12 protein-coding genes are annotated in these 18,545 nt (G+C 59.0%); 10 read left to right on the top strand and 2 right to left on the bottom strand.

The window, feature by feature from the left end:
• Positions 1-626 precede the first annotated feature (626 nt).
• Both Q0887_RS08445 and Q0887_RS08440 read right to left on the bottom strand, forming a co-directional pair.
• The gene (locus Q0887_RS08445; protein WP_299193968.1) at positions 627-6,122 is read right to left on the bottom strand and encodes an AAA domain-containing protein; all 5,496 of its coding nucleotides are present in this window, start codon (positions 6,120-6,122) and stop codon (positions 627-629) included.
• Entirely contained in the window at positions 6,119-7,330 is a 1,212-nt protein-coding gene (locus tag Q0887_RS08440) for a M48 family metalloprotease (RefSeq protein WP_299193966.1), read from the bottom strand. Before Q0887_RS08440 ends, Q0887_RS08445 begins: the two co-directional genes overlap by 4 nt.
• A 314-nt stretch (positions 7,331-7,644) precedes the next feature.
• Here Q0887_RS08440 and Q0887_RS08435 point away from each other — a divergent pair, with 314 nt between their 5' ends.
• The 10 genes from Q0887_RS08435 (at position 7,645) to Q0887_RS08390 (ending at position 18,542) form a co-directional block, all read left to right on the top strand.
• Positions 7,645-8,286: a glycoside hydrolase family 25 protein gene (locus tag Q0887_RS08435; protein WP_299193964.1), complete on the top strand. Its 642-nt coding sequence runs from the start codon at positions 7,645-7,647 to the stop codon at positions 8,284-8,286.
• A 403-nt stretch (positions 8,287-8,689) separates the two neighbouring features.
• Positions 8,690-9,427 carry a hypothetical protein gene (locus Q0887_RS08430; protein WP_299193962.1) on the top strand — a complete coding sequence of 246 codons (738 nt, stop codon included), beginning with the start codon at positions 8,690-8,692 and terminating at the stop codon, positions 9,425-9,427.
• 74 nt (positions 9,428-9,501) lie between these two features.
• Positions 9,502-12,090 carry a phage tail sheath C-terminal domain-containing protein gene (locus Q0887_RS08425; RefSeq protein ID WP_299193960.1) on the top strand — a complete coding sequence of 863 codons (2,589 nt, stop codon included), beginning with the start codon at positions 9,502-9,504 and terminating at the stop codon, positions 12,088-12,090.
• A gap of 46 nt (positions 12,091-12,136) precedes the next feature.
• Positions 12,137-12,700, top strand: a complete 564-nt coding sequence (locus tag Q0887_RS08420) for a phage tail protein (protein WP_299193958.1) — start codon at positions 12,137-12,139, stop codon at positions 12,698-12,700.
• Between the two features lie 28 nt (positions 12,701-12,728).
• Positions 12,729-13,544 (top strand): hypothetical protein, encoded by an 816-nt coding sequence (locus Q0887_RS08415; protein WP_299193956.1) that lies wholly within the window; start codon positions 12,729-12,731, stop codon positions 13,542-13,544.
• Complete coding sequence (locus Q0887_RS08410; protein WP_299193954.1) at positions 13,541-13,948, top strand: hypothetical protein; 408 nt, start codon at positions 13,541-13,543, stop codon at positions 13,946-13,948. Before Q0887_RS08415 ends, Q0887_RS08410 begins: the two co-directional genes overlap by 4 nt.
• The gene (locus Q0887_RS08405; RefSeq protein ID WP_299193952.1) at positions 13,945-14,604 is read left to right on the top strand and encodes a DUF4255 domain-containing protein; all 660 of its coding nucleotides are present in this window, start codon (positions 13,945-13,947) and stop codon (positions 14,602-14,604) included. The genes Q0887_RS08410 and Q0887_RS08405 overlap by 4 nt, the downstream gene beginning before the upstream one ends.
• Positions 14,601-16,535, top strand: a complete 1,935-nt coding sequence (locus Q0887_RS08400; RefSeq protein ID WP_299193950.1) for an ATP-binding protein — start codon at positions 14,601-14,603, stop codon at positions 16,533-16,535. The genes Q0887_RS08405 and Q0887_RS08400 overlap by 4 nt, the downstream gene beginning before the upstream one ends.
• A 67-nt stretch (positions 16,536-16,602) precedes the next feature.
• Complete coding sequence (locus Q0887_RS08395; protein ID WP_299193948.1) at positions 16,603-17,892, top strand: hypothetical protein; 1,290 nt, start codon at positions 16,603-16,605, stop codon at positions 17,890-17,892.
• A gap of 41 nt (positions 17,893-17,933) precedes the next feature.
• Positions 17,934-18,542, top strand: a complete 609-nt coding sequence (locus Q0887_RS08390; RefSeq protein ID WP_299193946.1) for a hypothetical protein — start codon at positions 17,934-17,936, stop codon at positions 18,540-18,542.
• The last annotated feature ends 3 nt before the right edge of the window (positions 18,543-18,545 follow it).

Genomic DNA, 18,545 nt, shown 5'->3' with positions numbered 1-18,545 from the left:
GCCCAAGCACCGCTCCACACCGACGGCTTTCCTCCACAAACCACGCGCCATTCGGGCCCCAATATTTGCCCTAGGACCGTGTAACATGCGGTCCATGTCTCACCGGGGTGTGGCTTGGCAGCGATGAACCGAGCGGACCGTGGCGCTGCAACGCGCTTAGGATGCGGATATCCGCAGCATCCAGATGTGTCTTCATCTTCATCTTGCGGACCTCTGCTGCGCCGACCATGTTTCCAAGGTCAACCATCCGTCCATTTCGGCCTATTCTTTGCCGCGTTGGCCCAAGATGTTCTCTTAGTCGACATTCTCACTGCAAAGCCGAAGACAATAACTGAGAACAAACCTGTCTGGCGAAATTGAGTGCAATTCTTGCGATGAGGGACTGATACCTCAAATGCGGGCGCCCGCGCCTTGTGGCTGAAACTCAGTAGGCCTGTCGCTTTAAGCAACGCTAACGGTGGTGCGGACTTACTTAACGCAACCCTGCCGGAAATCTGTCCAATGGGCAGTGTTGGACAGGCTTGTTGGAAAATGCCGACAATCCGCAAGTGGCCCAGAATATATCTTCGCGGAGTCTCTTGATGGCCAGCTCCGTCCAGTTGCGCGAGCACGCGTGACGCCGGCCTTCAATCCTCGATATAACCCTTGCGCGTCTTTTCCAGGATGAGCTTTGTCATCTCTCGTTTCGCGCGTGCCTCGTCTTCGTAGCTCTTGGTCACGCTCTGTCCCTTTGTGCCACGGCGACCATAATTGACGACCACGTCAGTCCCGCGCATCGCGATGCGCCAGAACTTGTCCGAGGTCCCGCGCTTGAAGTGGAATGACTGCCAATCGTCGCCGTCGCTCGTTGGCGGCGCGACTTCATTGCTCTTGGCTTCGGGCGGCCTGGTCTTGGGCACGGATACCTGTGCAGGAGCGGGAATGTCGACGAAGGGATCATCATCGTCCAAAGCCACGCCGTGACGTCTCAATTCGCTCTCGATTAATGCAATCACTTGGTCCTTGTCCTGGCGCCACGTGTGCGAGGGAATGTCGATCACGCGCCAACCAAAGCCACGCAGGATTGTTGGCTTGAAGACGTAGCGTTCGTACACTTCCCTGCTTTCACCCTTCAACTCGCCATCCAGCAGGATTGCGAGAGCGTATCCAGTGCCGTCCTCCGACTTGATGGCAAGGTCGCAGCGGAAACTCGCTCCCCCGACATATTCCTCGACCTCGTGCCCGCGCAGCCGCAACTCCTGCGCGATTGCATTGCGCAACGGATCATGTGGCGGAGCCGAAGCGAAGATCGTGCGCACGCCCGGATTGATCGAAGCGAGCGCAGAGCGTCCCGTCTCGACATCCCCTTCTGCCCGCGCCCGGGCAAAGGCGAGGAAAGTGCGCAAAGCCATCGCGCCATCATTGTGGGTGTTTGTGATCGCTTCGGGTTCGATTGTCGTAACCACAGCCATGTGATGGCGCGCGCGGCTGAAGATCACGTTCAACCGCTTCTCTCCGCCGCGCTGATTGATCGGACCGAAGTTCATCGCCATCTTGCCCTTGGCATTCGGGGCGTAACAGATGCTGAGGATGATGATGTCGCGCTCGTCGCCTTGGACGTTTTCCAGGTTCTTGACGAACAGTCCGTTGAATTCACCGTCGTCTTCGCGGTTGTACTCCAGCTCCATCCTTGCGCCGAATTCGCGGTCGGAGCTTGCGAGCTGTTCAAGCGCGTTCTCGATGCAACGTTGCTGGGCTTCGGAGAAAGCGACGATGCCGATGCTCTTGCCATCACCCTTGGTCAGAAGTTCACACACCATGCCCGCAATTAGCTTCGCCTCGGGCTGATTGGCGCGCTCGGCATAGACGCCATCGGCGACAGGGTGGACGCTGATGGGGCGCTCCAGCAGACGCTCGACAGCAAGGTTGGCAGCTTCGTCGGCTTCCGAGGCCAGCGCAGACGGTGCGGCGCCGGAGATCGGCAGTCGCTGGTCCGGGATTGTCACCAACTGCCCATCGTAGAATGCCGCGTTCGAGAAGCTGATCAAGGCCTCCGACCGGCTGCGATAGTGCCACGCCAGCAAGGTTGCGGGCAGGTGCCGTGCAGACTGGGTCAGCAGGCTGTCGGCATCGAGCATGATGTTGACCGCTTCGCCTTCGTGCTCGACCTCGATCTCCATGTCCTCGTCATCGATCGATGAGGCGAAGAAGCTCGTTGGCGGCAGCTGCATCTCGTCGCCCACCACGATCAGCTGCGGTGCGCGGCAAAGCGCGGGAATACCGTCCTCGACCGGGATCTGGCTCGCTTCGTCGAAGATCACCACGTCGAACAGATCGGGCGCGAGCGGAAGCGTGTCCGAGACCGAAAGCGGGCTCATCAGCCAGATCGGTTTGAGGTCGCCCACCACCATGCCGGTGTCGCCGCTCGCCATGTCGCGGATCGAGCGGTAGCGCATGGTCTTGCCGAACTCATGCTCCGCCTCGCGCCTTCCGGTTGCATAGGCTTTCTTGAATGCCTTGCCTTCCTTGTCGAGCTGCGCAGTCGAGAGTGTCGAGCGCCGGACATTGGCGAGCAGCTTGTTGTGTGCAGTCGCGAGGATCATGTTGGCGTTGTCCTCGGCGAGGATCGACCTTGCCTTGGCGCTACGGCGGGCGAGCTGGCCCAGTTGCGCGGCATCGAAATGCTGGAGCTCTGGCCTTGTGCGGAACGCGGCTTGCAGCGCTTCATCCACCACCAGCGCTTCCATTCCTGCGGCGCTTTCGGCGACATTGCGCAGCACGAAACCGCTGGCCTTTTCGGCTGCGTGGGTCGAGGCGAGCAGCGGGAGGATGTCAGGCAGGTCTTCCAGCGCTTCGCGCATGTCGCGGATGGCTTCGGCCAGCTCGCTCAGCGGCAGTCGCTCGGCCTCGTCGAGAGTTTCGCCGGTCCTTTCGCGCAAGGCGATCAGGTCAGGCAGCATCGTAGCGGTATTGGCGATGTCCGACGGAATGGCGCGCGCGGGGTCGAACAGCCGCTCGGCCCGCGCATCCTCGCGCATCTGCGCAGCGATGGCATCGCGCAGCTTGAGCATCCTGCCGGGTTCTTCGGTCCCGAATGCCTCGCCTATCTCCGCTTCGCTCGAGCGCATTTCCGCCGCAGCCTGATGCATCGCGGCGAGCCTGGAGAGCGCATCGGTGACGGTCGGCTTCACCGCGTGCGCGGCAAAGTCATAACGGGCCTCGACCGAGGCCTTCAGACTGCGCCATTGACCGCTCAGGAACTTGAAGAAGCCCGGCTCCTTCGTCTCCGCCAGAGCAAGACCACTCGCCGCATCATCTGGGTCGAACGGATCGTGCCAATGGCTCGCCGCCTCGCTCGCTTCGGAATGCTTGCGCTCGAGTGTGCGGTAAGTCGCCTGGAACTGCGCCAGCCTGGTGCTGCCGGCAGAATTCTCATCGAGCAGGTCGAGATTTGCAGCGAGCCCGGTTTCCTTCGCTGCCGCACAGGTCTCGGCAATCGCGTGCAAATCCGCGAGCGAGACATCGTCGCTGCGCAGATAGTCGGGCAATCGTTCCAATTGTTCGTTCAGCCGGTCGGCGAGCGGTTCGGCGCGGTTGATGAATTCCTCGGTGCGAGCATAGGCGCGCTCGTCCTGAGCTGTTGATTGCGAAAGCAGCGCAAAGGGCATTTGCGACAGGCTCGCCAGGCCGAAGGACTGACGCATCACCTGTTCAATCTTGATCGAGAGCGGCTTGGCCGCCTCCCATTCATCGGGCGTAGGCAGACGCTCGCGCACCGAGAATGGGTATTCCCCTTCGATCGGCGGCAGCTCAATTTGACGGTGAATCAGCGCGCGGATCGAGATCGCTTCGTCCGAACCGACGCTGCCGAGTGCGGTCTCGAATTCGTCGATCTGGCGGAAATTGTGAGCAAGCGCCCTAACTGTGCGGTCGCGCGTCGCGGTCAGTTGCTCGAGCCTGCTCTCGTTCTTGACCCAATCATCATAGCATTGGTTGAGGTCCTGGATGAACGGCTTCTTGTCCTCCTGACTGTCGTGAATGAGCGTCGCGAGCCGTTCGAGCCCCGCCTGCTTCAGCCGGTTGAACACGACGTCGAGCGCGGCACGTTTCTCACACACAAACAGCACACGTTTCCCACGCGCGGCAAAGTCCGCGATGAGGTTAGTAATCGTTTGCGACTTGCCGGTGCCGGGTGGCCCCTGAATGATGAAGCTGGCCCCGTCGCGCGCCATCGCAACCGCGGCATCCTGCGTCGCGTCGGAGGCGACCACGTTCCACTGCTCCCCCGGTGTTAGCGGCTCGGGTGCCTGTGTGTCGACATCGCGCGGAGCAATCGCGAACAGGCGATCGAACGATTCTTGATCGTCGGCTTTCTCGATCAACGCAGAATAGTCGCGCACCAGCGACATCTTGCGATAGTTGAAGTGAGCAAGCGTGACCTGCGCGCAGTCGATCTCCCACGCAAACTTGCCCTTGTCTTCCTTTTCAAGCGAGTACTTCTCGGTTTCCTTGATCCCCGCACCGCTCATGAAGTCGGGGCGAGGGGCTGGCATGGGCAGACCGAGCGTGGCACGCTGCGGCAGCGGCTTGATCACGACATGGCGTTCGAACAATGCGCGACCTAGCGGCCTGTAATTGTCGCGGTCGTAACTGAAGTCCGGGCGGCCAATCGTGCGGCGCTGGCTCTTTCCGCGTCGCTTTTCATATTGGCGAAGGCGCTGGACAGCTTTCTCGTGGATCAGCCTGATCGAAGGCGCCTTGGTCAGATCGAGCGTGACACCCGGCTCGCTCGCATGGATCTGCGCCATGAGATCGGCATGGACCTGTTCGATCGTGGTTTCGGAAAGGTCGATCGTCGCGGGCAGATCGATATCGTAGAGCTGCTTGAGAAAGTGGCGGAGCGCGGGGTTGAATTCGGCTTCGGTGTCGAGCGCCCGGAAGGTGTAGCGATCACGCACGCCCTTCTTCTTGGTGACCTCCACCGGCAACCACAAAAGCGGTGAATTGATCTTGTCGTTCGGCGCGTCCTTGAGGTTGGTCCAGTTGAGGAATGCCACCACCAGCCGCAGATTGCTGAAGCCGTATTCGGCGCGGTCACGGCGCGATTGCTGGAGGATGCGGTCAAGCGATGATGGCAGGTAGGTCTGGTCCTCGAACCTCAACCAGCGCCCGAGCGGCTGGGCCTTGGTCGACAGGACGTCTTTCGCAAACCGACTGTTCCAGGTGCACAGCTGGTCTTCGCGGATCGATTCGAGCCGCATGACCAGCGGCACGCTGGCAACGGTGAGGTTCACGCTGGCCTGCGTCGGCCGAAAATGAATAAGCTTGTTGCGGCGAGACAGATCGAACAGACGGTCGCGCAGGTGCGAGAGGACAGCGGTGCGGCGGTCGGGGATCGACGAAACCCCGTCGAGCACACGCTCCGGATCCAGCGTCAAGCTGTCCTCGCGATAATTCTCCAGCCGGTGCGCAATCGCGCCCATGTCACTCAGGCGATCGCGCCGGTTAAGCGGCGTCATGTTTTCGATCAGCGAGGCGACGACCGGGTGAAGATGCGGGTTGAGACGGAACAGATTGGTCCGCCAGGTCGCAAAATCCGCAAGGTCGCTCTCGCTTTCGAAATCGAGATCGCAGGACAAAGCGGCAAGCAATTGTCCCAAGGCGAAAATGTCGGTCCTCTCGTCGTGGTGCCCGAGCAGCTTTTCCCAGACGTGGTAGCCAGCGACGTAGAGCGGGCGGTCGATTTCCTGACCTTCGGTAGCGACCGACTGGTCGCGCAGGCTCGTGCCCTTGGTGTTGTCCTTCGTGACTTCGAGATTGCCGACGATGTTGAGCGATGACACCGCATGCGGCTCGACCGCTCGCAGAGCCGCGTCGTTGGCGATGATCGGAAAGCCTTCAGGGCGGGCAAGCGCGAGTGTCCCGTCCGAATTCTCGACCACGCTTTCGGAATTGATATCGGCCACGCGCCCGTCTGCATGCAGCGCGGCGAGTTGGCGCATCAGCGGCACGAACATGTGCACGAGGTCATTTTCAGGAATGCGCCCGGAATAATCCTCCATCGCTTTCGCCAGCGGTCGCGGAGCACGGGCCGCGGGAGCGTTGTCCGGCGAGGCGGGCGCGAGGTTCTCTTCCTGGCTCATCCACCCACCTTCCAGCTGACCTTTTCGGAGGCGCGCATGATCCGGTCGACCTGCGGTTTGCGCATCTTGAGCAGAGATTTGAGGTTGTCGCGGTAATCGTCCTCCCAATCCATGCTCGCTGCGAACTTACCGCCGCGCACCAGCATTTCCTCTGTCTGGTCGGGGTCGGCATGGGCGAGGTCGATAAGCAGAGCGATCATATAGTCGCGAATGCTGCGATCCTGCGCCAGTTCGTTCAGCTTTTCCGGATCGAGGCGGATCTCTTCCTCGCCCTGCCAATCGGGGAAGAACTGCTTGATCTGCGTGACCACCATTGGGCTCGCCAGGTTGCTGTCGTGTAGCAGCAGCGCGAACAGCTGCCTTGTGATGACCGTCAGCCGGTTCTGGTCGAGAAGGTCGAGACTGCCGATCGCCATCGGTCCCTTGAGCTTTGCCAGAACCCAATCATCGATACCCTTGCCCTCGGTGCCCTCGGTGCCCTCGGTGCCCTTGGCGCTATCACGGCACCAGCGGTCGATGAAGAGCGCGCGCATATAGGTTTCAGGATGGCTCGGATTCTTGGCGATCTCGCCTTTGGCATCGAGCTCGGCAGCCTGTTCGAGAAACGCCTTGGGGTCGGTCGCGGCAAGGCCGGTCATGACTTTCAGCAAGACGGCAATCGCCGCGTCAGGCCCGCCCGCCGCGATCACCGCACCCCGGTCTGCAAAGACCTCGGTCGATAAGAGATAGAGCCGCGCGGTTTCATAAAGCGCATATTCGCTTGCCGATTGCTGCACGGCGTCGTCGATGATCTGCTGCGCGATGCGATACCGACGCTCATTCAGAGTCCAGAGCAGATAGTGCGAAAGCTCGTGCCCGAACAGCGCGGTGAGCTCGATCTCGGAAAGCTTCTCGAGGATCGGGCCATAGAGCACGATGTGAATTTCGCCAGGAATGAAGAACAGCGCAGCATTCATCGCTCCGTCGCCCGCCTGATAAAGCGTCACCGGGGCTTCGACACCAAGCCTCGCCATCGCAGCTTCGCAGCATTCATAGGCACTGCCGTGCGTCTCGCGCGAGAGCCTATAGGTCTGCTTCAGCAGGAGGTCCCGAGTTTCGGAATTTTGCTCCTCCTGCAATTTCGCGTTCGAGAACCAGTCCCAAACGCCCTGCTCATTCTGGAGGAGCCAATCCGCGATGGATTCATGGTAGTTGAGTTGAGACAACATAACGACTTCGACGCAACTCCCGTTCGACCCAAGCATTTCATATGCCAGCGTTTCCTAGCAACGGCTGGCGAACCTGCAAACTGATTTGGATCACCGCAATTCGTACACAAAACCTGCCGGGACACCCTCCGAATAATGTCTTGGCTAAGCGTGCAGGCCAATCTTGAAACGCCGCTCAAGGGTATAGATTGATCGATGAGTGCAGGTCGTTACGGTCTTATTTTGCAGAAACGCAATTGATATCTCATTCAAATATTTGAGACTCGAATTATAATGAAGGGTGGAGTAACAAGTATCCAAAGATTGGGGGATCTATGTCTGCTATTCCATTTCAGAACAACATTATCGATGTCTATCACGAAACTGATATAACAGATTGGAATGCTATTTTTGGTTCCGGCATTCGGGCCGTGATCCACAAGGCAACCGAAGGGCTGTATTTTAAAGACGGGACTTTCATTGCGCGGCAAGGGGCTGCGAAAGCAGCAGGATTGATGTGGGGCTCATATCACTTCCTGACGCCACAGAATGGTATCGAACAAGCGAACTACTATCTGGATTTTGCCAAGCCTGACCAAGATGAGCTGGTGGCGGTCGACGTTGAGCGCGAAGGCACTGCTTTTGACGTGCTGTGCGACTTCGTGAACCAGATTCACAGCAAACTTGGGCGCTATCCTGTCGTTTACGGCAGCAATGTGCTGCGAAGTCTCACGGCCGGGCATCCGGGCGATTCAAGTGTGCTGCACAATTGCCCGCTCTGGATTGCCGATTACGGTTCGGATTCGCCGCAATTGCCGGCTCCGTGGAGCTTCTGGACGCTGTGGCAATACACCGACGGGACAAACAGTGCGCCCGGTTTCGGCAGCGACTCTGTGCCGGGGATCAATGGTGCGGTTCTGAGAGATACGTTCAACATAACCGATAAACCATTGGCATCCTACTGGCCCAACATCTGACCGAAGGGTCATTTTGAAGGTGTCCTAGGGCCGGGTTTTTATCGGCTCGGCCCAGCTATTCGTGGCTCGTGCAGGTGTCTCCCACACCGTCAGGTATCCCCCGAGGCCGAGCGCCATTGCGCAGGTGAATACCCCTAATTCGAGCCGTTTGGCGGCATGGGCAAAAGGCAATGATCAACGGGCTGAAAGTGCTCCGATCACCTACTTGCTCGCCGGACGCAAAATCGAGGGAAAATCATAGAAAAATTGATGCTCAATATAGGGCGGATCATAGTCAATCATGCGATTAAGACTATGGTGACTATTCATAGTTAATGTCTGATTATAGGACGATCGCGATTTACTGATGAGTCTTTTGGCGCATCTATGACATCACCTCCAAATATTGTTACGGAGGTAAGGTGTGCCAAAGAAGAATAATGCGAGCAAGCAAGAGTCGACTGGATCGACGTCGTCAGCTCGGGTGGTGGGCGATGCTCCACCATCTGTGACTTTGAATGACATGTTGAGTGTAAATACTGCACTCGGGATCATGATGGAGCCGATTGTAGATATTGACGCCGAAGCATTAGCTGAGTCGGCAGATCAATATTTTGCTACTGAAATCGATATTTTTCTTGATGGGCATCCTCTTAAGGATCCGACTGATGAATGTGCTGGCAACGGGACTGATATCGGCACCGATTGCAACACATTTGCAAAAGCGGTTTTGACCTTGGATCTTGCTTCGAGCAAAACCGGCGAGGAAACACGCAGCGCATTGGCGGCTGCGATATCGGCCTGGAAAACGGCGTTGCTGACCTATCAGTCGCAAGTTGACAGTGCGCAGCTCGATCTGGAACTGGCAGATAGCGATGCGAAGGCGGCGTTCGAGAAATCCTTCAACGAGGATTCGAAGGCGCGCATCGAGAATCTCACCGCAACGATGAAGCTTGCAGGTGTCACTGCGCGGCAGACTTATGAAGCAGCGGTCGAAGCGGCAGCCAACACGCTGTCAAGCGCCGCGGCCACGTTGATTGCTGCCTATTCGGCGTTTGTCACCGCGACAATCAATGCGCCGCTCACCGCGATGAACAGCGAAGCAACTGCCGAGCAGGCCTTCTGGCAGTCGGTCGAAACCAAACGCGACACAACGCCGTAATCCGGAAAATTTCCGGGGCGTTTTCGCCTTTCCGACCCACGTTGCCCAACTGACCCTTAGCCAAAGGACGCATCATGCCCGTCGAAGTCACCTATCCCGGCGTCTATATTGAAGAGCTGGAGAGCACCAATCACTCGATGGTGCCTGTCGCGACCAATATCGCCGCCTTTATCGGCCGTGCGCTTTACGGTTCCACCACGCAGCCAATCACGATCAACAGCTATGGCGACTTCCAGAAGCTGTTTGGCGGGCTGCAGTTCGATTACCCGATGAGCTATGCGGTGCAGGACTTCTTCACCAATGGCGGTTCGCAGGCGGTAATCGCGCGGCTGTTCGAGCCCACGACTGGCGACGGATCGGCGCGGTTGCACTTCCCGCCCGCCCCTCCGGCAGTGCCCGATGGCTGGCTGGTCGATGCCGATGCGAGCAAAGGGGGCACAAAAGTTGCGGTCGCGCCGCCCGATGACACATCCGAAAGCGAGCCGGTCGAAGGGATGACCTTTAAGCTCGACGGTGACAACACCGACTACACGGTAACGGCGTATTCGGGGAAAACCGATAAGGCGCCTGCACAGGTCACGATCGTTCCCAAACTCACGGCGGACTTCCGCAAATGCACGAAGATGACCTTCTCGCAAGGCCCCAGCCCGCAAGGCTGGACGGGTGCGGGAACCGGCAGTGCTTCCGTCACGCTGACGGGCGGCAAGGGCATTCCTGAACTGGGCGACGTGGTGAGCTTCACCGGCGACACGTCTGGCAACACCTATGTCATTATCGCCAATCCCGAAGTAAGCGGCGACAAACCTTCGAATCTCACTCTCAAACTGACGCTGTCTGCCAAGCCGACCAGCGCATTTGGTCCGGTCAGTATCGACCAGCCAACCGCCTTGCCGATGCCGATCGGTTGGGAGATCGAGGCAGCCAATAATGGATCGAGTCCCGATCAGGCCACGCTCGACCTTATCAATGGTGATCACGACCCGCTTGCCGGTGACCAGTTCACGATTGGCAATGACGAGACGACCTATGCGGTGAACTCATTCACCGCCGCCACTGCTAAAGCGCCTGCCAGCATGGCTATCACGCGGATGGACGGCAATCCGGTCGATCTCGATGATTTCTGCCTGTGCTGTAAGCCTATCTTCGCGCGCAAGCCCCCGACCGGGGCTACGATCAAGAAAGGCGCATCAGAGGATGACACCAGCTTCACCGTAACCCAGCCCGAGCACGGCACTATCGACATTGGCGATACTTTCACCGTTGATGGCGACGAAACGGTCTACAATGTGCGCTATATTGATGGCGATACGATCTACTTCCTGCCGCAGGCGAAGGAAGACTGGACCGGGTCAGACATCACTTTCTATCCCGCGCTTACGCTCAAAGCCGCCAACCCCGGCCTTTGGGGCAATCGACTTACGGCCAAGGCCGATACGCATGGCATTACCGACCAGACTGCCGAGCAGTTCAATGACGAGTATGACATCGAGGCGGTGGACCTGTTTAACCTCACCCTGACGCTTTATGATGCGAAGGGTAATGCGACCTCTTCGGAGCGTTATCTGAACCTTTCGGTCTCGAAAGAAGGCCAGAAGAAGTACTACCCCAACCGCGTCGACAAAGTTCTGCAAAGCGAAAGCGCGCTTGCATTGGTGGACGAGCTTTCGGGAATGCCTCCCGGTGATGGGCAGCTGGCCCAGGGGACTGGTGGCAATGACGGGCAAAACCTCAAGCCGACCACCTATCTTGGTAATCAATCGACCAAGACGGGCATGTATCTGCTTGAAAAGTGCGACATGTTCAATCTGCTGTGCATCCCGCCCGACCACCGCCTGCTCGACGATGTCCCGCAGAGCGAATGGGATCTCGATGCCGCAGTGCGCGCGCAGGCCGCCATCTATGCGACTGACAGGCGCGCATTCTACATCGTCGATCCGCTTTCGAGCTGGTCTGACAAAGCCCATCAGGGACTGCTCTCGCAGCTCCAAGCGTCCGATCTGGGCATTACCGGCAAGAATACTGCGGGCGAACAGGTCGAGCGCAATTGCGCCGTCTATTTCCCGCGCATCATCAAGGAAGACTTGAAGATGAAGAGCCGTCCTGCGCTGTTCGCGGCGTGCGGTGCGGTGGCCGGCGTGATGGCTTCGACAGATGTGTCACGCGGCGTGTGGAAAGCACCTGCGGGCCAGAATGCCGGGATCGGCGGGATCACCAAGCTCGAATTGCCTTTGAGCAATGCCGAGAACGGCGAGCTTAACCCCAAAGGCATCAACTGCCTGCGTTCGCTCGCAACCTATGGCCCGGTAGTCTGGGGCGCGCGGACTTTGCGCGGCGCAGATGCATTCGAGGATGCCTATAAATACATCCCGGTTCGCCGGCTGACGCTGTATATCGAGGACACTTTGTTCCGATCGACCCAATGGGCGGTGTTCGAGCCCAATAACGAGGCCTTGTGGTCATCATTGAGGCTTCAGGTGAGCACCTGGCTGGCCGATCTCACAAAGCAAGGCGCGCTCTACAATTACTCCGTCCAGTGCGACGCGAAGAACAACACCGCTGAAACGATCGAAGAAGGGAAGGTCATCATGACGGTGGGTATTGCTCCCGTTGATCCTGCCGAGTTCGTCATCCTGCAAATCCAGCAGACCGCACCGACGGTCTGACCGCAGGGATACGCCCAGAACCTTCTTTGAGGATTGAGAGATAGCCATGACGACCAACACCGAATTTCCCAAGGCGACTTACCGTTACGATCCCTATCGCAGCCACAAATTCCGGCTGAAGTGGGACGGCAAATATGTCGCTGGCGTGTCGAAGGTCTCTGCCCTTTCGCGTTCCACCAAAGTGGTCGCCCACCGTTCTGGCGGCGATCCCGGAGTGCAACGCCGTATGCCGGGTCAAAGCGAATACGCTGCGATCACGCTGGAGCGCGGTGTCACCCATGATCCTGCTTTCGAGCAATGGGCGAACAAGGTCTGGGACTATCACAACGCGACGCTCGACGATCAGCAGGGCGGCACCAGCAACAAGGACGTCTCGCTCAAGGATTTCCGCAAGGACATCATCCTCGAGGTCTATAACGAGGCAGGCCAGAAGGTAATGGCCTACAATATCTACCGCTGCTGGCCTTCCGAATATGAGGCGCTGCCTGAGCTTGATGCGAACGGCAATGCAGTCGCCATCTCCAAACTGAAGCTCGAAAACGAAGGGTGGGAGAAAGACACAAGCATCGAAGAACCGGCGGAGCCCAGCTTTGTCGCGCCTGCGAGCTGATCGTCTTAGGCACGTGGGGAGATGAATTGTGGATGTGCTCACTTCGGCACAAATGGTGCAGTTATGGGAGAAAGGCCGGACGCGGCCTGATCACGAACGCGCTATCGACATAATGCAGCTGGCGCTGCCGGACCTGACCCGCGAGGCGCTGTTCGCGCTGCCTGTCGGGGAGCGTAACCGCACACTCTTCACCTTGCGCAAGGCGGCATCTGGCGAAAGCCTGCGCGCTTTTGTCCAATGTCCGAATTGTTCCGAGCCTCTGGAATTCGAGCAATCCATCAGTGAATTGATGGAAGAAGGCGGCCAGGGCGAAAGCACGGCACAGATCGAGGCCCAGGCTGAGGCCCAGGCTGAGGCCAAGGTCGAGGCCAAGGTCGAGGCCAAGGTCGAGGCAAGGAATCACCGCTTTGCCAAAGACGGATATACTGTGCAGTTCCGCCTTCCCAATAGCGCCGATCAGGCTGCCGGCGCGGATCTGTTTTTCGAGGAGGAGGTCGCTGACCATATTCTCGACGCCACGATCCTTGGTATCGAGCACAAGGGCGAAAACCTCCCCGCTTCGGGTCTGCCAGAGGAGCTGCGCGACGAAATCCGTGCCGAGCAGGCGAGGCTTGATCCGCTTGCCAATCCGACTGTGTGTCTGGGCTGCGCGGCTTGCAAGCATGTGTGGCATGCACCGATCGACATCGCGGCCTTTTTCTGGGTCGAAATCGAGCGACAGGCGCGCGCCGTTATTGACGATGTGGTGATGCTGGCGCGCGGCTATGGCTGGCGCGAGGAAGACATTCTGGCAATGGGGGCGAGCCGCAGGGAGCTTTATCTCGACGCGCTCGAGACTGCATGATGAAGGAAGCCGACCTTGCTGACAAAAACCGGGTCAAACCGGCGCAGGATTTTGGCGCAAGGCTGATCGATTTTCGCGCCCGTTCGGCAATTGCGCGCGAGAGAATCCGCCATGCTTCACTGCCGCATCCACTGCCACTCCCACTGATCCAGACCCGGCGCGAGCCTTCGGTCCCACCGCACTTTGCCAAAGGCGGCTTGCGACCCGCCAAACCTCTCGAGAAACCGGCGGGCGAAACACGACATAGCGAAGTGCCGCAAGGCCATTTGACCGTCCCGCCCGAGCGCACACGGAGCGATGAGGCGCGGACATTGCCGCCTTCGCGGTTGGAGGCAAGGCGCGGTCTAACTGAGGAACCCCTCGACAACCCGCTCAAGCCAACACCGGATGCGCCGTTGATATGAGCGATTTTCGCAGCATCGCCATGGTCACTGCCGCGCTCCAGCAATTCATCCAGACCGCAGTGAACGAGGTGCTCAGTCATGCCAAAGTGACCGTAGGGCCTCCCTCTGACAAACAGTCGGAGACAAAGCCGGAGGTCAATCTCTATCTCTACAACCTCTCCACCAACGCTGAATTGCGCAACCACGATCTACCGCGATGGGGGGCTGATGGTGCGCTGTGGCGCCAGCCGCAGGCCGCGATCAACCTCCATTATCTGATCGCTTTCGCGGGTGCGGGTGTGGAGCCGGAATTGATGATGGGCAAGGTTGTCGGCGCATTTCATGGTCTGCCGCAGATCAACCGCGCGCGGCTGGCGGGACTTGCGCAGGGATCGGCGACGATACCACCGGGCGCAGCGCTGCTCAAAGACGCCGATCTTGACGGCCAGCATGATACGATCGCGATCACTCCTGCCTATCTCGATTTCGAAGAGACGGCGAAGCTGTGGTCCTCGTTTTTCCAGGTCCGGCATCGCCGGTCCTTGATGTATGAAGTCCACCCGCTGATGATCGATGCCGCGAAGGCGGCTGCCTTGCCCGAGGTCGATCCTGATGTGCAATCAGGTCCGCATTTGCACCACAATGCGCATGTGCCTGTGCTGGGGCCTGGCACATGAACGCGCCGCATTCTCCAAACAAAGCCAATTCGGATCTGGTTGCAGAACTTGGCCGAATTTCGGCGCATCTGACGCAATATGCCGAAGGTTCGCTTGGCGTTGCTCACGAAGCCAGGGGCGGTGCAGGGGCAGGCGTCGATGAGAATTGTCCGTTAGGCGTACTCAAGCGCATCTTCGCGCTGACCGATTTTGAAGGCGATGTGCTGCTGCTTGCCGCAGCGAGCGAGCTGGATGCGGAATGCGCCTCGATAATCGCGCGGTTGCAGAACGGCGGGGCGGCCAGCTTCTCGCTTGCGCTAGCGGCCTTGCCGGATGCGCATTGGAGCGCGCTGCTGCCCGATGCACCACTGCGCCGTTGGGGCCTTGTCCATCTGTCTTCGACCGCTTCGATTCCGCGTGCGGAGCTTAGGATCGATGAGCGCATCCTGCATTTCATGCTTGGGCTGGACTGCTGCGATCCCGCTTTGCGCGCGCTGTTCGAACCGCTTGAGGACGGGTTGGAAATTCCTTCGAGCCTTGAGCCGGTCAAGCGCAGGATCCAGCAGAACTGGGCGCAGGTCGACACGTTTGACGGGCGGCCCGACAATTTGCTGCTTTGGGGACCGGACCGTGAGGTAGCGCGCGCTTTATGCCATGCCGCCGCCTCACAGGCTGGCTATGGCGCTATCGAGGTGCGGCTTGCCGATCTGCCCGCTGCGCCAGAGGAATTGCGGAGCACCATGCGCCTGCTTAAGCGCGAAGCTTTGCTTACTTCGTCTTGGGTGGCGCTTGATTGCGGAGCGCTGGATCCGGAGGGAACCGCGCGCCTCGACACTGTCCTGACAGCCGCACAATTGCCGTTGCTGATCACTGCTCGCACCCCGCCTCACAGCGACCTGCGTGCAACTATGATCGAAGTTCCCAGAATGTGTGCTGCCGAGCGGCTTTCAATGTGGCAGAAACTGCTGCGCGATGACGGAGAACCGGGCGACAATATGCGCCGCCTGGCATTTCAGTTCCGCCTGACGATCGGCGAAATGCGTGCTGCTTTGTGCGACGCGCGCGCTTGCTCCGGCGAGGCTGGGAATGTTGACCGGGCCTTGTGGGATGCGTGCCGTGTGCAGGCGAGGTTGGCAATGCCGCCCACGATTGAGCGCCGCGATGCGAGCCTTGATTGGGACGCGCTTATCCTGCCCTCTCGTGAGACAGAGGTGCTGCAATCCATCGCGGCGCAAATGCGCAGCCGGGCGCGCGTCCATGAAGAATGGCAGATGGGTAAAGCGAGCGCGCAGGGCAATGGAATCGCCGCGCTGTTTGCAGGCCCGAGCGGCACCGGCAAAACTCTGGCGGCAGAGGTTCTCGCCAGCGCGGTCGGCCTCGACCTCTACCGAGTCGATCTTTCGCAGGTGATCTCGAAATATATCGGCGAGACGGAAAAGAACCTGCGCCATATCTTCGATGCCGCAGAGCGCGGGGGTGCGGCTCTGCTGTTTGACGAGGCGGATGCGTTGTTCGGCAAGAGATCGGACGTCAAATCAAGCCATGATCGCAACGCCAATATGGAGGTGAGCTATCTCCTCCAACGCATTGAAAGCTATGGCGGTCTGGCGATCCTGACTTCCAATCTCAAGGACAATCTGGACGAGGCTTTCCTGCGCAGGCTGCGCTTTGTCGTCGAGTTTCCGCATCCTCAACCGAGCGGGCGCAAGGCGATTTGGAAGCGGATGTTGCGAGACCCTACACCATGCGGCGCGATCGACTTTGATCGGTTGGCAAAGCTCAACCTCGCGGGCGGCTCGATCCGCAACATCGCTTTGAATGCAGCTTTCATCGCCGCTGACCAGAACCGCGCGGTCGAGATGGACGATCTGCGTGCGGCGAGCGCTGATGAATATGCCAAGCTCGAGCGGGTCTTCGGAGACGAAGAATGGGAGAGCGGCAATGGGCGATAGATCCAACCTCCTAACTGCACCCGCGTGCGTGACGGCAAATGCCGTCAGAGCAAAGGGGGCTGACTAGATGGCGTCGAAATTCTTCCGCCCCAAAGGCAGTACAGTCAAAACCGGCAAGAAGGTGGTCGAGAAGGTCCTCGGAGGCGTCGATAGCACCGCATTGACGCATACGAATGCGGCCAAGTTGGTGCCCAAGCCTCAGCCCAAACGGCCGACACAAGCCTACCGCCGGCACAACGTGCATCAAAACCAGCTCTTCTACGGAGGAAGCGGGTCTTATTCCGGGATGAATTTCAGCGCGCGCGCCCGTTTTGGGGGTGCCCCATCGACGCAGATGCCGGGCTTTCGCACCTATTTTACGGTGGCGCAGGGATCTGGCCGTCCGGCCAATCAGGAATCGACGGTGAAGCGGCTGACCGCGTTTCACAACAAGGGCAAGGGCGTGACCGGCGGACCCGGCGCTGACTCAGAGCATGACAGCTGGTGGGACATGCTCCTGAAAGGTGGCTCACAATCAGAATCCGCACAGAATGATCGCATCAAGGATGAATTGATCCGGCTCTGCAAGGCGCATGATGAGGGTGATACCTCGATCCATCTTGGCGGTCATTCGCGCGGTGGCGGCAATGCGATTCTGCTATCTCAGATACTCCATCACGAAGGGCTGGTTCACCCCGAAACGGGCAAGCGATATCTGCGACCTGGCAAGGAGGTAACGAAGGAAGAGATCAATGGCGGCGCGGCGCCGGAGGGCAAGCTTCCCGCAGCCATCGTGCACAGTCTAAACCTGGTCGATAGCGTGCCTGAGATGGACGAAGGCCACATGACCGTTCACACGGCCGAGGGCCGTAAAAACGTTCCCTATGAGCACGAAGCCGCGGCGATCCCCTACAACGTAAAATACGTCAACAATGTCGAAGCGGAATCGGAGGAACGGCGCAGGTTCCGGCAGGTAAAGATTCGCGGCTCGGCCCACCCCGAACAGGAATTCGGGCCGCAGATTAACACGCGTATCGTGCCCAATTCGGTGCACAGTGATGTCGGCGGAGCGCCCGGTTTCAATCCGGATGCAGGCGACGTTTCCACCTACTGGATGGCAAACCAGCTGCATCAGCAATACCCCGAAGAATTCCGTGCGCTCGATTCAGACGAGGTTGGCCAGCACAACCAAGCGCTCAATCGGCTCAAAAAACACCATGCGAGTCCCGGCTTAGGCGAATTAGCGATTGGCTACGCCACCGGCTGGCAGAAGCGCGACTTCACCAAGGATGCAAAACCGATGGAGCATCTGGAAGACGAAACCGCCTGGAATGCATTTGAAAAAGAGCAATCTGACAAGATCGGGAGCAAGAATTGACCGCTCAATCTTTCCGCCCGAGAATTGTGAAAGGCGCGTTTGTGGCCATTCCTCCCGATGGAGGAAGCGCCAAGACGATTGCGTTCCAGTATAATCCGTCGACCATCAAACGCGCGCTCAAGCCGCAAATGTCGGGGGGAGAGCCGCAATCGCGCTCCGAAGCGGTGCGCTTCACAGGTCCGCCGGTGCAGCAGATCACTATCGACATCGAGTTGAATGCGGCTGACGGCCTGTGCGACGGCGATCCTGCGGTGGTGAAATCGGGAATGCTTCCCCAGCTCGCACAGCTCGAATTGCTCGCCTATCCCAAGCTTTCCGGCGTGACTTCGGCACAGTCCAAACTGGCATCGGGCGTGATGGAAATCGCACCTGAAGAGGCACCGCGCACCCTGTTTGTGTGGGGGTCTACCCGCGTCTTGCCGGTCGCGATCACGCAATATCAGGTGACAGAGGAGCTGTTCGACAACCATCTCAATCCGATCCAGGCCAATGTGACCGTGACCATGCGCGTGCTGAGCTATGTCGATGTGGAATCGTCCAACACGATCTACGCTGACTTTGTCACTTACCAGCAAAATCTCGTCAATCTTGCAGGGCAGGTCCAGCCGGTTTCCAACGCCGATATCGGCATCAATCCCGGTTCGTATTGAGGC

Source organism: uncultured Erythrobacter sp., from assembly GCF_947492365.1.
Classification (GTDB): domain Bacteria; phylum Pseudomonadota; class Alphaproteobacteria; order Sphingomonadales; family Sphingomonadaceae; genus Erythrobacter.
Note: the sequence above shows the minus strand (reverse complement) of the source record. Positions and strands in the feature narration are given on the sequence as shown.